Raw genomic sequence first — 15,146 nt, 5'->3', positions numbered from 1 at the left:
CGCTCCGGCCCGGCGCGTCGAGGCGACAACTTCATGATCGACAGGGCTGGGGTCAGGCGCGGAGGTGGGCCAGGACTGCGCGGACGCGGCGGTGCTGGTCGGCGTCGGGGGGCAGGCCGAGCTTGGTGAAGATGTTGCCGACGTGCTTCTCGACCGCGCCGTCGGAGACCACCAGGGTCCGGGCGATGGCGGTATTGGAGCGCCCCTCGGCCATCAGCGCCAGCACCTCGCGCTCGCGCGGGGTCAGCTCCCGCAGCGGGTCGTCCCGGCGGCGGCGGACCAGCAACTGGCCGACCACCTCCGGGTCGAGCACCGTGCCCCCGCCGGCCACCCGGGCCAGCGCGTCCAGGAACTCGTCGATCGCGGCCACCCGGTCCTTGAGCAGGTAGCCGATCCCGCCGCCGCCGGCCTCGCCGGTGCTCGCCAGCAGGTCGTCGGCGTACGACACCTCGACGTACTGGGAGAGCACCAGGACCGGGGTGCGCGGCACCAGCCGGCGCGCCTCCACCGCCGCCCGCAGCCCCTCGTCGGTGTGCGACGGCGGCATCCGCACGTCCACCACCGAGACGTCCGGCCGGTGCGTCACCACCGCCTCGACCAGCGCGTCGCCGTCCCCGACGGCGGCCACCACCTGGTGCCCCGACTCGGTCAGCAGTCGGACCAGCCCCTCCCGGAGCAGCACGGCGTCGTCCGCGATCACCACCCGCATGGTCCGGTTTTCTACCACGCCGCCCGAACTCACAGCGGGAGCGTGGCGCTGATCACGGTCGGGCCGCCGACCGGGCTGACCACGTCGAGCGTGCCTCCGGCGGCCCGGGCCCGGTCGGCGATGCCGGCCAGGCCGTGTCCCTTGGCCAGGTGCGCGCCGCCCACGCCGTCGTCGGACACGACGATGTCCAGCTGCCCGCCGGCCCGGCTCACCTCCACCCGGCAGGTGCTCGCGCCGCTGTGCTTGGCCACGTTGGTGAGCGCCTCGGCGACCACGAAGTACGCGGTGTTCTCCACCGCCGGGTCCAGCCGTCCGGCGGGCGTGCCGAGGTCCGGGCCGGTCACCAGCTCGACCGGGACCAGGGCGCGGCCGGCGAGGGCGGCCAGCGCGCTGGGCAGGCCGCGGTCCACCAGGATCGGCGGGGCGATGCCCCGGGACAGGGCCCGCAGCTCGGCGAGGGCCTCCCGGGTCTGGGCGACCGCCTCGTCCAGGGTCCGGCCGGCCGCGTCCGGGTCGGTCGCCAGCTGCTGCCGGGCCCGGCTCAGGTCCATCGCGAGGCGGACCAGGCGCTGCTGGGGGCCGTCGTGGATGTCGCGTTCGAGCCGGCGCAGGGCGACCGCCTCGGCTGACGCGGCGGCCCGCTTCTGCTCCTCCAGCGTGGTGATCCGGTGCCGCATCTCGGCCACCCCGGTCAGCAGCGTCCGGGCGAAGCCGGCCTGGAGCAGGGCGCAGCCACGGGCCACCAGGGGCAGGGTGAACAGGGCGAACAGCCCGAGCGCGGTGTTCAGGGCGATCCGCGCGACGGACCCGTCACCCATCCCGAGGAGCTGACTGAGGTCCTGGTCGTCGGGGCCGTGCGGGATGGCCCAGTCGTACGCCCAGTAGAGCGCGCCGGTCACCGCGACGGCCCACCAGACCAGCGTCAGCACGAAGGTGACCAGGGCCACGACCAGCTTGGAGATGCCGTGGGCCAGATCGAGCCAGGACTGCGCGTCGCGCATCGGCACGAAGACCCGCCGCCAGAGCTTCGCCCCGGGCTCCGGCGTCCGGTACGCCGGCCGGACCCGGGGCTGGCGCAGCACCGCCGGCAGGCGCAGCCGCTCGATGTCGGCCAGGCCGCGGGCGGCGTAGAGGGTGCCGGCGAGGATCGGCAGGCCGACCGTGGTGACCAGCAGCCCGACGCTCAGCGCGAGCCCCACCACCAGGAGCACGAAGCTGACCAGCGCCAGCGGCAGGCCGAGCAGCACGTAGCCGGAGTCGCGCAGGAGCTGGCCGGCGACGCCGCGGGCGGGCGCCGGGGCGGGCAGGGTCGCCACGGGGAGAGCGGTCATGCCGTCGAGGCTAGGGGCGGGGCCGGTACCGGCCCATCCCGTTCGCCGGCCTTCCGAGGGTGGGGTTCTCCCTACCGGAGCGTGAGGCTCGCCTCGGAGCGAGCGATGACACAGCGCGACCGGGCGCGTGCGATTGGTCAGAGAAGTCGGGATTGAGCAATAATCGCCGTGCGGCGTCGCGGGGGCGCGGTCTATCGATCTTGCGGAATGGAGGGCCTGGTGAAGGGGCGTCGCGAGCCGGCAAGATCGCGATTTGTGCACGTCTTCACAAGCGCCTACTCTGTAGTTCCGACGCGCCCTGCTAGCACAGCCGGCAATCTCGGTGGCCAGTGGGAGTCCCGATACGGCCGGTCGCCGGCCGAGGATCGCACCGCACGGAGTCTCATGAGTCAGCACCGTCACCCTGGCGCGCCCGGCCGCGCCGGTGCCGTACCGGCGCTCCCGGACCTTCCGGAGGCGACCGTCGCGCGGCTCCCCGAGTACCTCCGCGCTCTGCACAACCTCGCCGAGACCGGGCACGAGACGGTCTCCAGCGAGGGGCTGTCCAGCGCCGCCGGGGTCAACTCGGCCAAGCTCCGCAAGGACCTCTCCCACCTGGGCTCGTACGGCACCCGGGGCGTCGGCTACGACGTCGCGCTGCTGATCGACCAGATCGAGTCGGTGCTCGGGCTCACCCAATGCCGCTCGGTCGCACTGGTCGGAGTGGGTAACCTCGGTCACGCCCTGGCCGGCTACGACGGCTTCGCCAGCCGGGGTTTCCGGATCGCCGCCCTCTTCGACGCCGATCGCGCCCGGGTCGGCGAGGTCATCAACGACCTGGTCGTACGGCACGTCGACGAGCTGCCCCGGGTCGCCGCCGAGGAGTCGATCGCGATCGGCGTGATCGCCACCCCCGCCCCGGCCGCCCAGCGGGTCGCCGACCAGCTCGTCGCCGTCGGCGTGACGAGCATCCTGAACTTCGCGCCGTGCGTACTCTCGGTGCCGGAGGGGGTCGACGTGCGCAAGGTCGACCTCGCCATCGAGTTGCAGATCCTGTCCTTCCACGAGCACCGTAAGGCGTCGCTGACCGCGCTCCCCGCCGCCGGGGCAGCGCTCACCGCCCTGCCCGGCGGGCTCGCGGCCACCGACACCCAGGAGGCGATCGGCACGTGAAACTGCTCGTCGTCGGCGCGTCCTACCGCACCGCTCCGGTCGCCACGCTGGAGCAGCTGGCGGTCGCCCCCGCTGATCTCACCCGCACCCTGGACCGCCTCGTCGCCCAGCCGTACGTCGCCGAGGCGGTGCTGGTCTCCACCTGCAACCGGGTGGAGGTCTACGCCGCCGTGTCCGGTTTCCACGGCGGCCTCGGCGACATCTGCGCCGTCCTGGCCGAGCAGGCCGGCGCTCCGCCCGCCGCGCTCGCCAACCACCTCTACGTGCACTACGACGCCGCCGCGGTAGACCACGTCTTCCGGGTCGCCACCGGGCTGGACTCCATGGTGGTCGGCGAGGCGCAGATCCTCGGCCAGCTGCGGGACTCGTACCACTGGGCCAGCGGCGCCGACACCGCCGGCCGCCTGCTGCACGAGCTGATGCAGCAGGCGCTGCGGGTCGGCAAGCGGGCGCACGCCGAGACCAACATCGACCGGGCCGGGCAGAGCGTGGTCACCGCCGCGCTGGACCTGGCCGCCGACCACCTCGAGGGTGACCTCGCCGGCCGGCCGGCGATGGTGGTCGGGGCGGGCGCGATGGGCTCGCTGGGCGTGGCGACGCTCTCCCGGCTGGGCGCCGGCCCGATCACCGTCACCAACCGGGGCGCCGACCGGGCGGTGCGGCTGGCCGAGTCGTACGGCGCGACCGCCGTCCCGATGGCCGATCTCGTCACCGCGCTCTCCACAGTGGACATCGTAGTGGCCGCCACCGCGTCCACCGAAGCGGTCCTCACCCTCGACGTGGTGACCCGGGCGCTCGCCGCCCGCGACGCCGATCGGGGCCCGCTGGTCCTGCTCGACCTGGCCGTGCCGCGCGACGTCGCACCCGGCGTGGCCGAGCTGCCCGGCGTCGAGGTGATCGACATCGACCGGATGGCAACGCTGCTCGCCACCGGCGAGGCCGCCGCCGACGCCGCCGAGGTGACCCGGATCGTCACCGGCGAGGTCGAGGCGTTCCTGTCCTGGCTGCGCGGCGCCGACGTGGCGCCCACCGTGGCCGCCCTGCGCGGCCGGGCCGACGACGTGGTCACCGCCGAGCTGCGCCGGCTCGCCCAGCGCCGCCCCGACTTCAGCGACGACCAGCGCGCCGAGGTCGCCCGGACGGTGCACCGGGTGGTGCAGCGGCTGCTGCACCAGCCCACCGTGCGGGTCCGTCAGCTCGCCGCGGAGCCCGGCGGTGACCAGTACGCCGCCCTGCTGCGCGAGCTGTTCGACCTGGAGGTGCCGCAGACCTCCCCGGTGGACAGCGTTCCCGACGTCGTCGACAGTGCCGACGGCCGGCCGTCGTTCGGTGTCGCCGACGTACCGCCGTCGTTCGGCGTCGCCGACGTACCGCCCACCGGAGGTGAGCGATGAGCAAGCCCCTGCGCCTCGGTACCCGGGGCAGCGCCCTGGCGATGGCCCAGTCCGGCCAGATCGCCGAGGCCCTGACCGCGGCGACCGGCCGCGAGGTCGAGCTGGTCGAGGTGGTCACCGCCGGTGACCGTTCGACCGCCCCCGTGCACCGGCTCGGCGTCGGAGTCTTCGTCTCCGCCCTGCGCGACGCGCTGGTCGCCGGCACCATCGACCTGGCGGTGCACTCGTACAAGGACCTGCCCACCGCCGCGGCGGCCGGGCTGCACATCGCGGCGGTGCCGCCCCGGCAGGACCCGCGCGACGCGCTGGTCGCCAAGGGCGGTCGCACCCTCGCCGAGCTGCCGCCGGGCGCGGTGGTGGGCACCGGCGCGCTGCGCCGCATCGCCCAGCTGCACGCGCTCGGACTCCAGCTGGAGGTCACCCCGATCCGCGGCAACGTCGACACCCGACTCAACCGGGTGCTCGGCCCGGACGGCGACCTCGACGCGGTCGTCCTGGCCCGGGCCGGCCTGGCCCGCCTCGGCCGGACCGACGTGATCACCGAGACGCTCGACCCGATGCTGATGCTGCCCGCGCCCGCCCAGGGCGCGCTGGCGGTGGAGTGCCGGGCCGACGACCCCGAACTGGTCGAGCTGCTCGCCGTGCTCGACCACGCACCGTCCCGGGCCGCGGTCGCCGCGGAACGGGCGCTGCTGGCCACCCTGGAGGCCGGATGCTCCGCCCCGGTCGCCGCCTACGCCGAACTCGCCGAAGGCGACGCCGGTGATGAGATCTACCTGCGCGGGGCGGTGATCAGCCCGGACGGCACCCGAGACCTCCGGCTGTCCCGCACCGGAACGCCCGCCGACGCGGCGGAGATCGGCAAGGCACTCGCCGCCGAACTCCTCGAACTCGGCGCCGACTCGATCCTCGGCCACGAAGGACACACCGGCCCGGGGACCCAGCAATTTGGGAGCACAGAATGACCCGCACCCGTAAGCCCGTAGGCCGGATCGCGTTCGTCGGGGCCGGCCCCGGCGACCCGGGCCTGCTGACCCGCCGGGCGCACGACGCCCTGGTCGACGCCGACCAGGTGGTGTACGACCGGGGAGTCCCCGAGTCGCTGCTCGACGCCGTCCGCGCCCAGGCCAGGTCCGACGCCCAGTTCAGCCCGGCCGAGGGCGCCCCGGGTGACGTGGCCAAGGTGCTCATCTCCGCCGCCCGCTCCGGGCTGAACGCGGTGCACCTGGTCGCCGGTGACCCGTTCGGCCACGACTCGGTGGTCAAGGAGGTGCAGGCGGTGGCGCGTACCGCCGCGCACTTCGAGGTGGTGCCGGGCGTCGGCCAGGCCGAGGGCGTCGCCACCTACGCGGGCGTGCCGCTGCCGGGCGTCCGGACCGCCGCCGACGTCGAGGACGTCAGCACGCTGGACTTCGAGGCGCTCGCCGCGGCCGTCGGCCGGGGCTCGCTGGCCCTGGCCGTGGACGCCGGTGACCTGGCCGCCATCCGGGACGGCCTGCTGGCCGCCGGGGTCGACGGCGGCACCGGCGTCGGGGTGACCGGCGACGGCACCGGCGAGACGCAGTACACCACCACGTCGACCGTGGACTCCTTCGTCGCGGCGGCGCTCGGCTTCACCGGCCGGGTGGTGCTCACCATCGGTGAGGGCGTCGGCCAGCGCGACAAGCTGAGCTGGTGGGAGAACCGGCCGCTGTACGGCTGGAAGGTGCTCGTACCCCGGACCAAGGAGCAGGCCGGCGCGATGAGCGCCCGGCTGCGCGCGTACGGGGCGATCCCGTGCGAGGTGCCGACCATCGCGGTCGAGCCGCCGCGCACCCCGGCGCAGATGGAGCGGGCGGTCAAGGGCCTGGTCGACGGCCGGTACGCCTGGGTGATCTTCACCTCGGTCAACGCCGTCCGGGCGGTCTGGGAGAAGTTCGCCGAGCACGGCCTCGACGCCCGCCACTTCGGCGGCGTCAAGATCGCCTGCATCGGCGAGGCCACCGCCGACGCGGTCCGCGCCTTCGGCATCCAGCCGGAGCTGGTCCCCGCCGGTGAGCAGTCCTCCGAGGGCCTGCTGGCCGAGTTCTCGCCGCACGACGAGATCCTCGACCCGGTCGGCCGGGTGCTGCTGCCGCGCGCCGACATCGCCACCGAGACGCTCGCCGCCGGGCTCACCGAGCGCGGCTGGGAGGTCGACGACGTGACCGCGTACCGCACGGTCCGGGCCGCCCCGCCGCCCGCCGAGATCCGCGACGCGATCAAGTCGGGCGGGTTCGACGCGGTGCTCTTCACCTCGTCCTCCACCGTCCGGAACCTGGTCGGCATCGCCGGGAAGCCGCACGCGCGTACCGTTGTTGCAGTCATCGGGCCCAAGACGGCGGAGACCGCGACGGAGTTCGGCCTTCGGGTCGACGTCCAGCCGCCGCACGCCTCGGTCCCCGACCTGGTGGAGGCGCTCGCCGCCTACGCCGTCGAGCTGCGCGAGAAGCTCGCCGCCATGCCGGCGAAGCAGCGCCGCGGCTCGAAGGTGCAGGGGCCGACCGCCCTGAGGTTCCGCTGACAGGAGGCTCCCGTGTCGTACCCCGAGATCCGGCCCCGCCGGCTGCGTCGTAACGCGGCCGTGCGGCGGCTGGTCGCCGAGACCCGCGTCGACCCGGCCGAGCTGGTCGTGCCGATGTTCGTCAAGGAGGGGCTGGCCGAACCACGGGCCATCGCGTCGCTCCCGGGGGTGCTCCAGCACTCCCGGGACTCGCTGCGCAAGGCCGCCGTCGAGGCGGTCCAGGCCGGGGTGGGCGGCATCATGCTCTTCGGGGTGCCGGCGTCGCGCGACGCCACCGGGTCCGGCGGCATCGACCCGGACGGCATCCTCAACGTCGCCATCCGGGACGTCGTCTCCGAGGTGGGCGACGCCACCGTGGTGATGAGCGACCTCTGCCTGGACGAGTTCACCTCGCACGGGCACTGCGGGCTGCTCACCCCCGACGGCGGCGTGGACAACGACGCCACCCTCGCCGCGTACGCCGAGATGGCGGTGGCCCAGGCCGCCGCCGGGGTCGGCGTGGTCGGGCCGTCCGGGATGATGGACGGCCAGGTCGGCGTGGTCCGCCGGGCCCTCGACGCCGCCGGGCACCAGGACGTGGCGGTGCTGGCGTACGCCGTGAAGTACGCCTCCGCCTTCTACGGCCCGTTCCGGGACGCGGTGGAGTCGGCGCTGGACGGCGACCGGCGCACCTACCAGCAGGACCCGGCGAACCTGCGGGAGTCGCTGCGCGAGGTCGCGCTGGACGTCGCCGAGGGCGCCGACATCGTGATGGTCAAGCCGGCGCTGCCCTACCTCGACGTGGTGTCGGCGGTCCGGGCCGCGGTGGACGTCCCGGTCGCCGCCTACCAGGTCTCCGGCGAGTACGCGATGGTCGAGGCGGCCGCCGCGAACGGCTGGATCGACCGGGAGCGGGTGATGCTGGAGACGCTCACCTCGATCCGGCGCGCGGGCGCGCAGATCATCCTCACCTACTGGGCCGTCGAGGCCGCCCAACTGCTCCGCGAGCGCTACTGAGCGGGCGACGGGCGCGGAGTCCGCGACGGTGAACCCGGCCAACCGGTAGCCCTGCCTGTGGCGCACGCGCCTGTAGCCGGCGCTGCCGCCACCTGCCTGTCCCGGACGCACCTGTAGCGGGCGCTGCCGCCACCTGCCTGTCCCGCACGCTTTGCTCTGCTGCCGCCCCCGCAACAGTGGAGCCCTTCCAGCGTTGCCGTCGGCGCAGCAGAGCAAAGCGCGCGAAAGAGGGTGGTCGGGGGTCTGCCCGGCCGGCGCGTCAGCCTCCACCGCAGCGGCGTGGATTTTCCACAGCCCTGTCCACAGGACTTGCCGCTGGTGGAGGGGGCGGGCAGGGTGCCGGTATGGCCTCCGCGCTCGACCCGCCGCCCACCGGACCCACCGTCGGTCAGTTTCCGATCGCCGGCCTGGTCCGCAAGGCCAGACGTCTCGCCGGCCTGGGGCAGCGGCAGATGGCCCGGTTCGCGAAGGTCGCCCCGTCGACGGTGGGCCGGGTGGAGACGGGGGAGATGACTCCCGGTCTCGCGGTGCTGGAGCGGCTGCTTGGCGCGGCGGGCCTCTATCTCGCCGTGGTCGACCCTGACGGTCGGGCCATCCAGCCGATGGCGGACTGGGACGACACCCGCGACGGCGCGGGGCGGCGGTACCCCTCGCACCTGGACACCATCCTCGACCCCGAGCCGGGGGAGTGGTGGGGCGACATCTACGGCCTGGCCCGGCCGCCGGAGACCTTCCACCGCTGCCCGATCGACCGGGAGGCCCGCCGGCGCCGCAGCCAGTGGGAGGTGCGAGTGGCGCAGCACCGCCACCTGCCGCCGCCGAAGGACATGCGGGAGCGGTACTGAGACGGCCCGCCGCCCCGGGGAGAACCCGGGCCGGCGGGCCGTCGCCCGTACGTCGAACGGTCAGTCGTCGTCGGTGATGGTGCCGACCGCCAGCGGGTCGGCCAGCCGCACGCTCAGCGGGCCGGCGACCGCGAACGCGATCCGCTCGTCCGCCTCGACCTTCCGGTCCCCGCGCACGTTCACCGGGAAGGCCAGCGAGGTCTCCCCGGCCGGCAGCACCCGGCAACCCAGGTACGGGTCGAAGTCCGACCCGGCCGTGGCGGTCAGGCCGTCGGTGGCGGCGCAGATCCGCGTCGGCACCGACAGCGGCCGCGACACCGTCGCGGTGAACGTCAGGGTGCTGTCACCCTTGTCGCCCTCCACCACCGAGGCGTCGCCGACCCGCAGCGACGGCTGGGTACGGAAGCGCGCGACCTGCGGGTCGTGGTCGCTGGCGCCCCGCGAGCCGTCACCGGTGAACTCGGCCGGCCAGTCGGCGTTGACGTGCGCGGCCCGCACCTGGACCAGGTCCTCGTGCAGCGCGTCGTTGACGAAGAGGTGGTCCAGCGTCTGCGCCGAGCCCTGGAAGCTGTACGAGTAGGCCGCCGACGGCACGTCAGCCACCAGGTCGTCCCAGAGGTTGTGCAGGCCGGCCTCGTAGAGCGGGGCGAGCTGGTCCGAGGGGGTCGGGTTCGCGCCGGTGGCGATCGGGTCATCGGGGCGGGGGAAGACGTTCAGGTCCCCGCCGTAGACCACCCGGGCGTGCCGGTCGGACTTCTCGATCGCGGCGACGATCGCCGCCCCGTACCTGGCCTGCTCGGTCCGCTGCCCGACCTTCGTATCCGGGCCGGACGAGTAGTGGTTGCTCAGGGCGTACAGCAGGTGGGACTCCGCGGAGTCCGGCGTCGCCCGCACCACGAACTTGCCCAGCTGGGGCGCGCGGGTGAAGACGTTGGCGCCGTCCCGGCCGGTCGAGGTGTCCGTGTCCGCCGGCAGGAGCGCGTTGAGCGCCTTCGGGTTCTGCACGTCCGCGTTCGACGGCAGCCCGGCCGCGCGGTACTCCACCGTCGGAGCGGCGCCCAGCAGCGGGTCGGTGGCGGTCGCCCCGGCCAGCGAGAGCCGGTCGGTGCGGTAGAGGAACGCCGAGGTGATGCCGCGCGCGTCCGCGCCGGTCCGGTCGTACGCGGCGGCGTACGCCGGGCCACCGGCGGCGGCGACGGCGAGCGCCAGGTCCTGGAGGGTGTCCGGGGCGCCGTCGGCGTCGTTGGTGTCACCGCACACCAGCTCGGTGCCGGAGACCGCGCAGATGTCCTGGTCCTCGGTCTCCTGCACCAGGATCAGGTCCGGCGAGTGCAGGTCGGTCCGGATCTGGTCGGCGAGCTCGGTGAGGTGCTCCCGGTACTCCGCCTCGCCGGCCGGCACGTAGTCGAACGGCGGGGTGACGCCGGGGCAGCCCGGGTTGCCGGCGAAGTCGCAGCCGTCGAAGGGGTCGTCCCGGTGGTCGTACAGGTTCTCCACGTTGTAGGTCGCCACGGCGGCCTCCCGGGAGCGGTTCGCCGGGGTCGACGGGTTGTTCGCCGACGGGTCGGCGCCGGCGGTGAGGGAGAGCGCCTCCGGCTGCACGCTGAACTTGCTGAAGCCGTAGGAGACCGCCCCGTACGCGTCGGCGGCGAGCGTGTCGAAGGTACGGGCCGGCGGGAGCAGCGCGGTCGAGTCGCCGGCGGTCGCCTTAACACCACCGCCGCCGAGCAGGATCCGCTGGCCGTTGCCGTTGTCGAAGCGCTGCCCCGGCACGTCGTCGAGCGGGTGGGAGTCCCGGAACACTCGGCGGGCGTACGGGTCGGCCCGCGTCATCAGCGGGTCCGCCCGGTCGACCACCCAGACCTCGGAGTCGGCGGTGGAGCCGAAGACGTCCCGGGGGCCGGTCACGCCGCTGCCGGCGCGGACCCGCAGCCGGGCGCCCTCGTGCCGCTCCCAGAACCGGTCCGCGGCGCCCGCGTCGGCCGGCGGGGTCGCGTCGTGGACCGCGACGTCGGTGCCCACGTCCAGTCCGGAGGCGAGCTTGCGGACCAGCGAGGCGCTGGAGAGCTGGGTCTGGTTGAAGTACTCCGACACCCGGGCGCGCAGCACCACCTCGTCGCCGACGGTCGGCGCGTAGCCGCCGATCAGCGTGGTGAACGAGCCGGTGAAGACGAAGACGCCGTCCGAGCTGAGCGGGTCGCCGTCCTCGGCGCCGGTGCGGCTCTGCAGGTAGAAGCCGTGCTGGTCGGCCCCGGCCGAGGTGCGGGTGAGCGACTTCTGGGTGATGACGCCACGCACGTCGTACAGGACGGAGCTGGTGGCGTTGCCGCTGGCCGGGGCGAGCGGCGAGCGGTCGGTCCGCGGGTTCTCGTCGTCCCGGGTCGGGCCCTGCACCTCGCCGACCGAGAGCACGGTGGTGACCTGGACGGTGAGCGTGCAGGTGGCGGTGCCGCCGTCGGCGTCGGTGGCGGTCAGCGTCACCGCGTACGCCCCGCCGGGCAGGCCGGTCGCGGTGACCGTGGCGGTGGCGGTCCCGCCGGCCGCGGTGGCCGGGGTGAGGGCGGTGCGGCTGATCGAGCCGGTGGCCGGCGTCGGGCTCACCGCGGTGACGGCGAGGTCGGTGACCGTGTCGTCCGCGTCGGTGGCGGTGACCTCGCGGGTGGCGGTGGCTCCCGCCTCCAGGGTCAGCGTGCCGCCGCAGTTCAGCGCGGCGGGCTGGTCGACCGGGCCGCCGTCGTCGACGGTGTGCGCGCCCAGGCCGTCGAAGGTGTCGGTGGCGAAGCCGGCCCAGGTGGCGGCCGGGTCGAACGCGTTCGACGGGTCGGTGTCGCCGGACGTCACCGTGGGCAGCCGGCGCAGCGTGTTGTCGGCGGTGCCGGTGAGCCCGGCGCCCCACTCGGTGCCCGGGTCGACGCCGACCTGGCCGATCGAGTCGAGCACGGTGGCGCCCCGGCGGAGCACGATGGCGTCGTCGCCGTTGAACAGGCTGGCGCCGGTGGTCTGGTCGGCCTGGGCGAGCACCGCGGGAGCGGCCGAGGCGGCGGCGAACACGAAGACGTCACCGGCGGCGACCGTGCCGCTCAGGGCCACGTTGGTGGGCGTGGTGGCGCCGTTGAAGTGCAGCTGCAGCTGGTATCCGCCGGCGGTCAGGTCCACCGGCGAGCCGGTGCCGTTGTACAGCTCGATCGCCTTGTTGTTCGACGAGCCTTCGACGTACTCGGAGATGAACAGGTCGGTGGGCGCGGCGGTGGCCGCGGTGGGTGCGACGCCGATGACCGGGATGGTGACGGCGGCGGCGGTTGCGAGCGCGGCGTAGCTGCGGCGCGGGCGCATAGGGCCTCCACGATGGGTGGACGTGAACTAACGCACGTTAAGCCGCGCTGCTGGCCGCCGTCCATCCTCCGGACAGCGCGGTGGTGAACGACGGTCAGCGCGCGGCGTCGAGACGGTGCACCAGCTCGGCCACGTCCACGCTGTACTCGCACCAGTCCCGGTCGGGGCGGTAGCCGAGCTCGGCGTTCACCTTCAGCATCGCCTCGTTGGCCTGGGCGTTCCAGGTCTGCACCTCGGCCACTTCCGGCTCGGCCGAGCGCAGCTCCAGCAGCATCCGGGCCTTGATCGCCCGGTCGATGCCGTAGCCGCGGTGGTCCTGCGCCACGATCGTGTCGTACTGGTCGGCGCGGGTGGGGTGCTGGGCCGGCACCACCACCTCGGTCAGCCCGGCCACCTCGCCGGTCTGCTCGTGCAGGGCCAGCACGATGTACGGCTTCATCCCCCGCCGGTGCAGCGTGTCGAGGCTGTCCCGCAGCCGCTGCGGGTCGTACGAGCTGGGCCGCAGCTCGCCGTCTTCGATGTCGCGTACCTCCGCCTTGGCCCGGGCGTAGGCCTCGATGAGGTCGTCCGGCGGGCCGCCCGGGCAGAACTCCAGGTGGTAGCCCGCGCCGACGCCGGTGGCCATCTCGGCCAGCGCCGGCCAGTCCACCGTGCCCAGGTCGAGCACGCTGCGGGTCTCCACGTACTCCCGGGTGAAGCCGAGCGACTCGTAGAAGGCGAGCGCCGGGGTGTCACCGACCACCTCGACCCCGATCGACTGGAAGCCCTCCTGGTAGACCCGGCGGGCGGCCAGCAGGACGAGGTCACGGCCCAGCCCGGTGCGCCGCACCGAGGGGTGCACCAGCACCTCCAGCACGCCGATGTCGCCGAGCAGCAGCACGTGCACGTGCCCCAGGATCGGGCCGGGCCGGCCGTCGGCGCCCGGGTCGCCGTGTGCCACCCAGGAGATCCGTCGTTCGCCCGGCATCACCTCGGAGAGGTATTCCCGCAGGGAGCTCTCCCGCCAGGGCGGGTCCTGCGGAAGATCCGCCGCCAGGACCGCGTTCAGCGTGTCCAGCAGCGACGCGATCTCGTCGGACGACGCGGTCCGGGGTTCCCACTCGCGCACCATCACCCCTACAGCTTGCCGGCAACGGTTGCCCGGGGGAAGTGTCCGGTCCGGCAATGTACGCGGACGATCACGTCACGTGTGGGTGGCCCGACCGTAGGCGTTGGCCTTGTCGAACACGTCCTGGGCGTACCGGCGCACGTCGTTGTAGGAGAGGATGGCCCCCCACCAGTCGCCCGGGATGGTCATGTTCCGGCCGCCCTTGCAGAGGTACTGCCCGGCGGCGAGCGCCGCGTCGTCCAGGTCGTGGGGGTCCTTGCGGCCGTCGTTGTCGGCGTCCGCCCCGATCTCCTGCCAGGTGGTGGGGATGAACTGCATCGGCCCGATGGCCCGGTCGTAGACCGTGTCCTGGTCGAAGAGCCCCCGGTCGGTGTCGGTGATCCGCATCCGGCCGCCCTGACCGTCGAGCGGATCGCCGATGATCTCCGGCTCCGCCCGGCCGTCCGGCTTCAACGTGGCCCCGACGGCCTGGCCGTGCCGCGACTCGACGTACCCGATCGCGGCGAGGGTGGTCCAGCTCAACTGGCAGCTGCGGTTGGTCTGGGCGAGCACCAGCTCGGCGTAGCCGTACGCCTGCATGGCCACCGGCGAGACGCCGATCCGCGCCCCGGTGGTCCGTGCCCACTCGGCGAGCGCGTCGGCGGGGCGGCCGGTGGCGGGCGGGACGACCGGTCCGGTCGGCGCCGCCGTGCCCGGCAGCGGGGTGCCGGGCAGCGGGGTGGCCGGCAGCGGCAGTGCGGTGGTGGCCGGCAGGGCGCTGCCGCCGGCCGCCGTGGGTGCCCCGAGGCCGGCGCCGGCGGTCGCGTCGACCGCGACCGGGCGGGGTGCCCGGACGGCCGCCGGCACCACCAGGGCGCCGACCGCCGCGGTCGCCGCGACCAGCGCGACCAGGAACAGCGCGGGCAGGGCCAGCCGCCCGCTGGGACGCCGGGACCAGGCCCGGGTGGCACGGGCCGCGCCGGCGACCGCCTGCCGGGGCGGCGGCAGCCGCACGGCGTGGGCGAACGGCACCCGCCGCCGCGCCGCCCGGCCGGCCGGGGCGGGCGCGCTCCCGGCGGCGGGCTGCGTGTCCACGGCCGGCTCGCCGGTGCCGGTGTCCTCTTCGGCCTCGGGGGCCCGGGTGGTCCGATCCGCGTCGGCGGTCGGCGCGGCCTCCGCCAGCTCGCCGGTGCGGGTGTCCTCTTCGGCCTGGGTGGTGGGGGTGGTCCGATCCGCGTCGGCGGTCTCGGCGGGCTCGGCGGTCTCGGTGGCCCCGGCCCCGGTCGGGTCACCGGGCGACGGCGGGGGCGGCGTCTCGCGGGTCGCCCGGCGGGGGCGGGGCAGCGGATTCGCCTCGGGCGCGGCGCCGGAGCTGGCGAGCGGGCCGTCGGGCGGCGTCGCCGGTCGCAGGGGACGTACCGTCGATCTGTCCTCGCCGCTGGCCACCTGACGAGTATCACCCATGTCCGTCGGGGCGTCAGGCCCGGCCGTACGCTGACGGCATGCCCCGGTACGAGTTCCGTTGCCGCGCCTGCGGCGACACCTTCGAGGTCAACCGCCCGATGGCGCAGGCCGGCGAGCCGGCGTCCTGCCCCCAGGGCCACGCCGACACGGTCAAGCTCCTCTCCACCGTCGCGGTCACCGGCCGCGGCGGCGGCCCCGTCGGCGGCGCGCCACCGGCGCCGGCCGGTGGCGGCTGCTGTGGTGGCGGCGGCTGCTGCTGACCCCACCAGCGCGCATCGACCTTGCCGGTGCGC

The 15,146-nt window shown here is 74.7% G+C and carries 12 protein-coding genes; 7 read left to right on the top strand and 5 right to left on the bottom strand.

Annotation, left to right across the window (positions count from 1 at the left end; all coding sequences use genetic code 11):
- Positions 1-52: 52 nt before the first annotated feature.
- Together V6U79_RS15530 and V6U79_RS15525 are read right to left on the bottom strand one after the other, a co-directional pair.
- On the bottom strand, positions 53-709 hold the full coding sequence (locus V6U79_RS15530) for a response regulator transcription factor (protein WP_334525249.1): 657 nt from the start codon (positions 707-709) through the stop codon (positions 53-55).
- Between the two features lie 29 nt (positions 710-738).
- Positions 739-2,040 carry a sensor histidine kinase gene (locus tag V6U79_RS15525; RefSeq protein WP_334525247.1) on the bottom strand — a complete coding sequence of 434 codons (1,302 nt, stop codon included), beginning with the start codon at positions 2,038-2,040 and terminating at the stop codon, positions 739-741.
- Between the two features lie 384 nt (positions 2,041-2,424).
- On the opposite strand from V6U79_RS15525, the gene V6U79_RS15520 reads away from it, so the two are divergent.
- From V6U79_RS15520 to V6U79_RS15495, 6 genes are all read left to right on the top strand, one after another.
- A complete protein-coding gene (locus V6U79_RS15520) occupies positions 2,425-3,192 on the top strand; it encodes a redox-sensing transcriptional repressor Rex (RefSeq protein WP_334525244.1) in 768 nt (255 codons plus the stop codon).
- Positions 3,189-4,586, top strand: coding sequence for a glutamyl-tRNA reductase (locus V6U79_RS15515; RefSeq protein WP_334615043.1), 1,398 nt, complete (start codon positions 3,189-3,191; stop codon positions 4,584-4,586). The genes V6U79_RS15520 and V6U79_RS15515 overlap by 4 nt, the downstream gene beginning before the upstream one ends.
- The gene (gene hemC, locus V6U79_RS15510) at positions 4,583-5,551 is read left to right on the top strand and encodes a hydroxymethylbilane synthase (protein WP_334525238.1); all 969 of its coding nucleotides are present in this window, start codon (positions 4,583-4,585) and stop codon (positions 5,549-5,551) included. The genes V6U79_RS15515 and hemC overlap by 4 nt, the downstream gene beginning before the upstream one ends.
- Positions 5,548-7,128, top strand: coding sequence for a bifunctional uroporphyrinogen-III C-methyltransferase/uroporphyrinogen-III synthase (locus V6U79_RS15505; RefSeq protein WP_334525235.1), 1,581 nt, complete (start codon positions 5,548-5,550; stop codon positions 7,126-7,128). Before hemC ends, V6U79_RS15505 begins: the two co-directional genes overlap by 4 nt.
- A 12-nt stretch (positions 7,129-7,140) precedes the next feature.
- Positions 7,141-8,124, top strand: a complete 984-nt coding sequence (gene hemB / locus V6U79_RS15500) for a porphobilinogen synthase (RefSeq protein ID WP_334615042.1) — start codon at positions 7,141-7,143, stop codon at positions 8,122-8,124.
- A 344-nt stretch (positions 8,125-8,468) separates the two neighbouring features.
- Entirely contained in the window at positions 8,469-8,969 is a 501-nt protein-coding gene (locus V6U79_RS15495) for a helix-turn-helix domain-containing protein (RefSeq protein ID WP_334615041.1), read from the top strand.
- 60 nt (positions 8,970-9,029) lie between these two features.
- On the opposite strand, the gene V6U79_RS15490 is transcribed toward V6U79_RS15495, so the two are convergent.
- The 3 genes from V6U79_RS15490 to V6U79_RS15480 form a co-directional block, all read right to left on the bottom strand.
- Complete coding sequence (locus tag V6U79_RS15490; RefSeq protein WP_334615040.1) at positions 9,030-12,302, bottom strand: lamin tail domain-containing protein; 3,273 nt, start codon at positions 12,300-12,302, stop codon at positions 9,030-9,032.
- Between the two features lie 94 nt (positions 12,303-12,396).
- Positions 12,397-13,413, bottom strand: a complete 1,017-nt coding sequence (locus V6U79_RS15485) for a GNAT family N-acetyltransferase (RefSeq protein WP_334615039.1) — start codon at positions 13,411-13,413, stop codon at positions 12,397-12,399.
- A gap of 72 nt (positions 13,414-13,485) precedes the next feature.
- On the bottom strand, positions 13,486-14,853 hold the full coding sequence (locus tag V6U79_RS15480; protein WP_442933785.1) for a lytic transglycosylase domain-containing protein: 1,368 nt from the start codon (positions 14,851-14,853) through the stop codon (positions 13,486-13,488).
- A 38-nt stretch (positions 14,854-14,891) separates the two neighbouring features.
- Here V6U79_RS15480 and V6U79_RS15475 point away from each other — a divergent pair, with 38 nt between their 5' ends.
- Positions 14,892-15,113 carry an FmdB family zinc ribbon protein gene (locus tag V6U79_RS15475; RefSeq protein ID WP_334533080.1) on the top strand — a complete coding sequence of 74 codons (222 nt, stop codon included), beginning with the start codon at positions 14,892-14,894 and terminating at the stop codon, positions 15,111-15,113.
- The last annotated feature ends 33 nt before the right edge of the window (positions 15,114-15,146 follow it).

Origin of the sequence: Micromonospora psammae, from assembly GCF_036902725.1 — a bacterium.
Taxonomy (GTDB): domain Bacteria; phylum Actinomycetota; class Actinomycetes; order Mycobacteriales; family Micromonosporaceae; genus Micromonospora.
The sequence above is the reverse complement of the archived record's forward strand: the minus strand, read 5'-3'. Positions and strand labels throughout refer to the sequence as shown.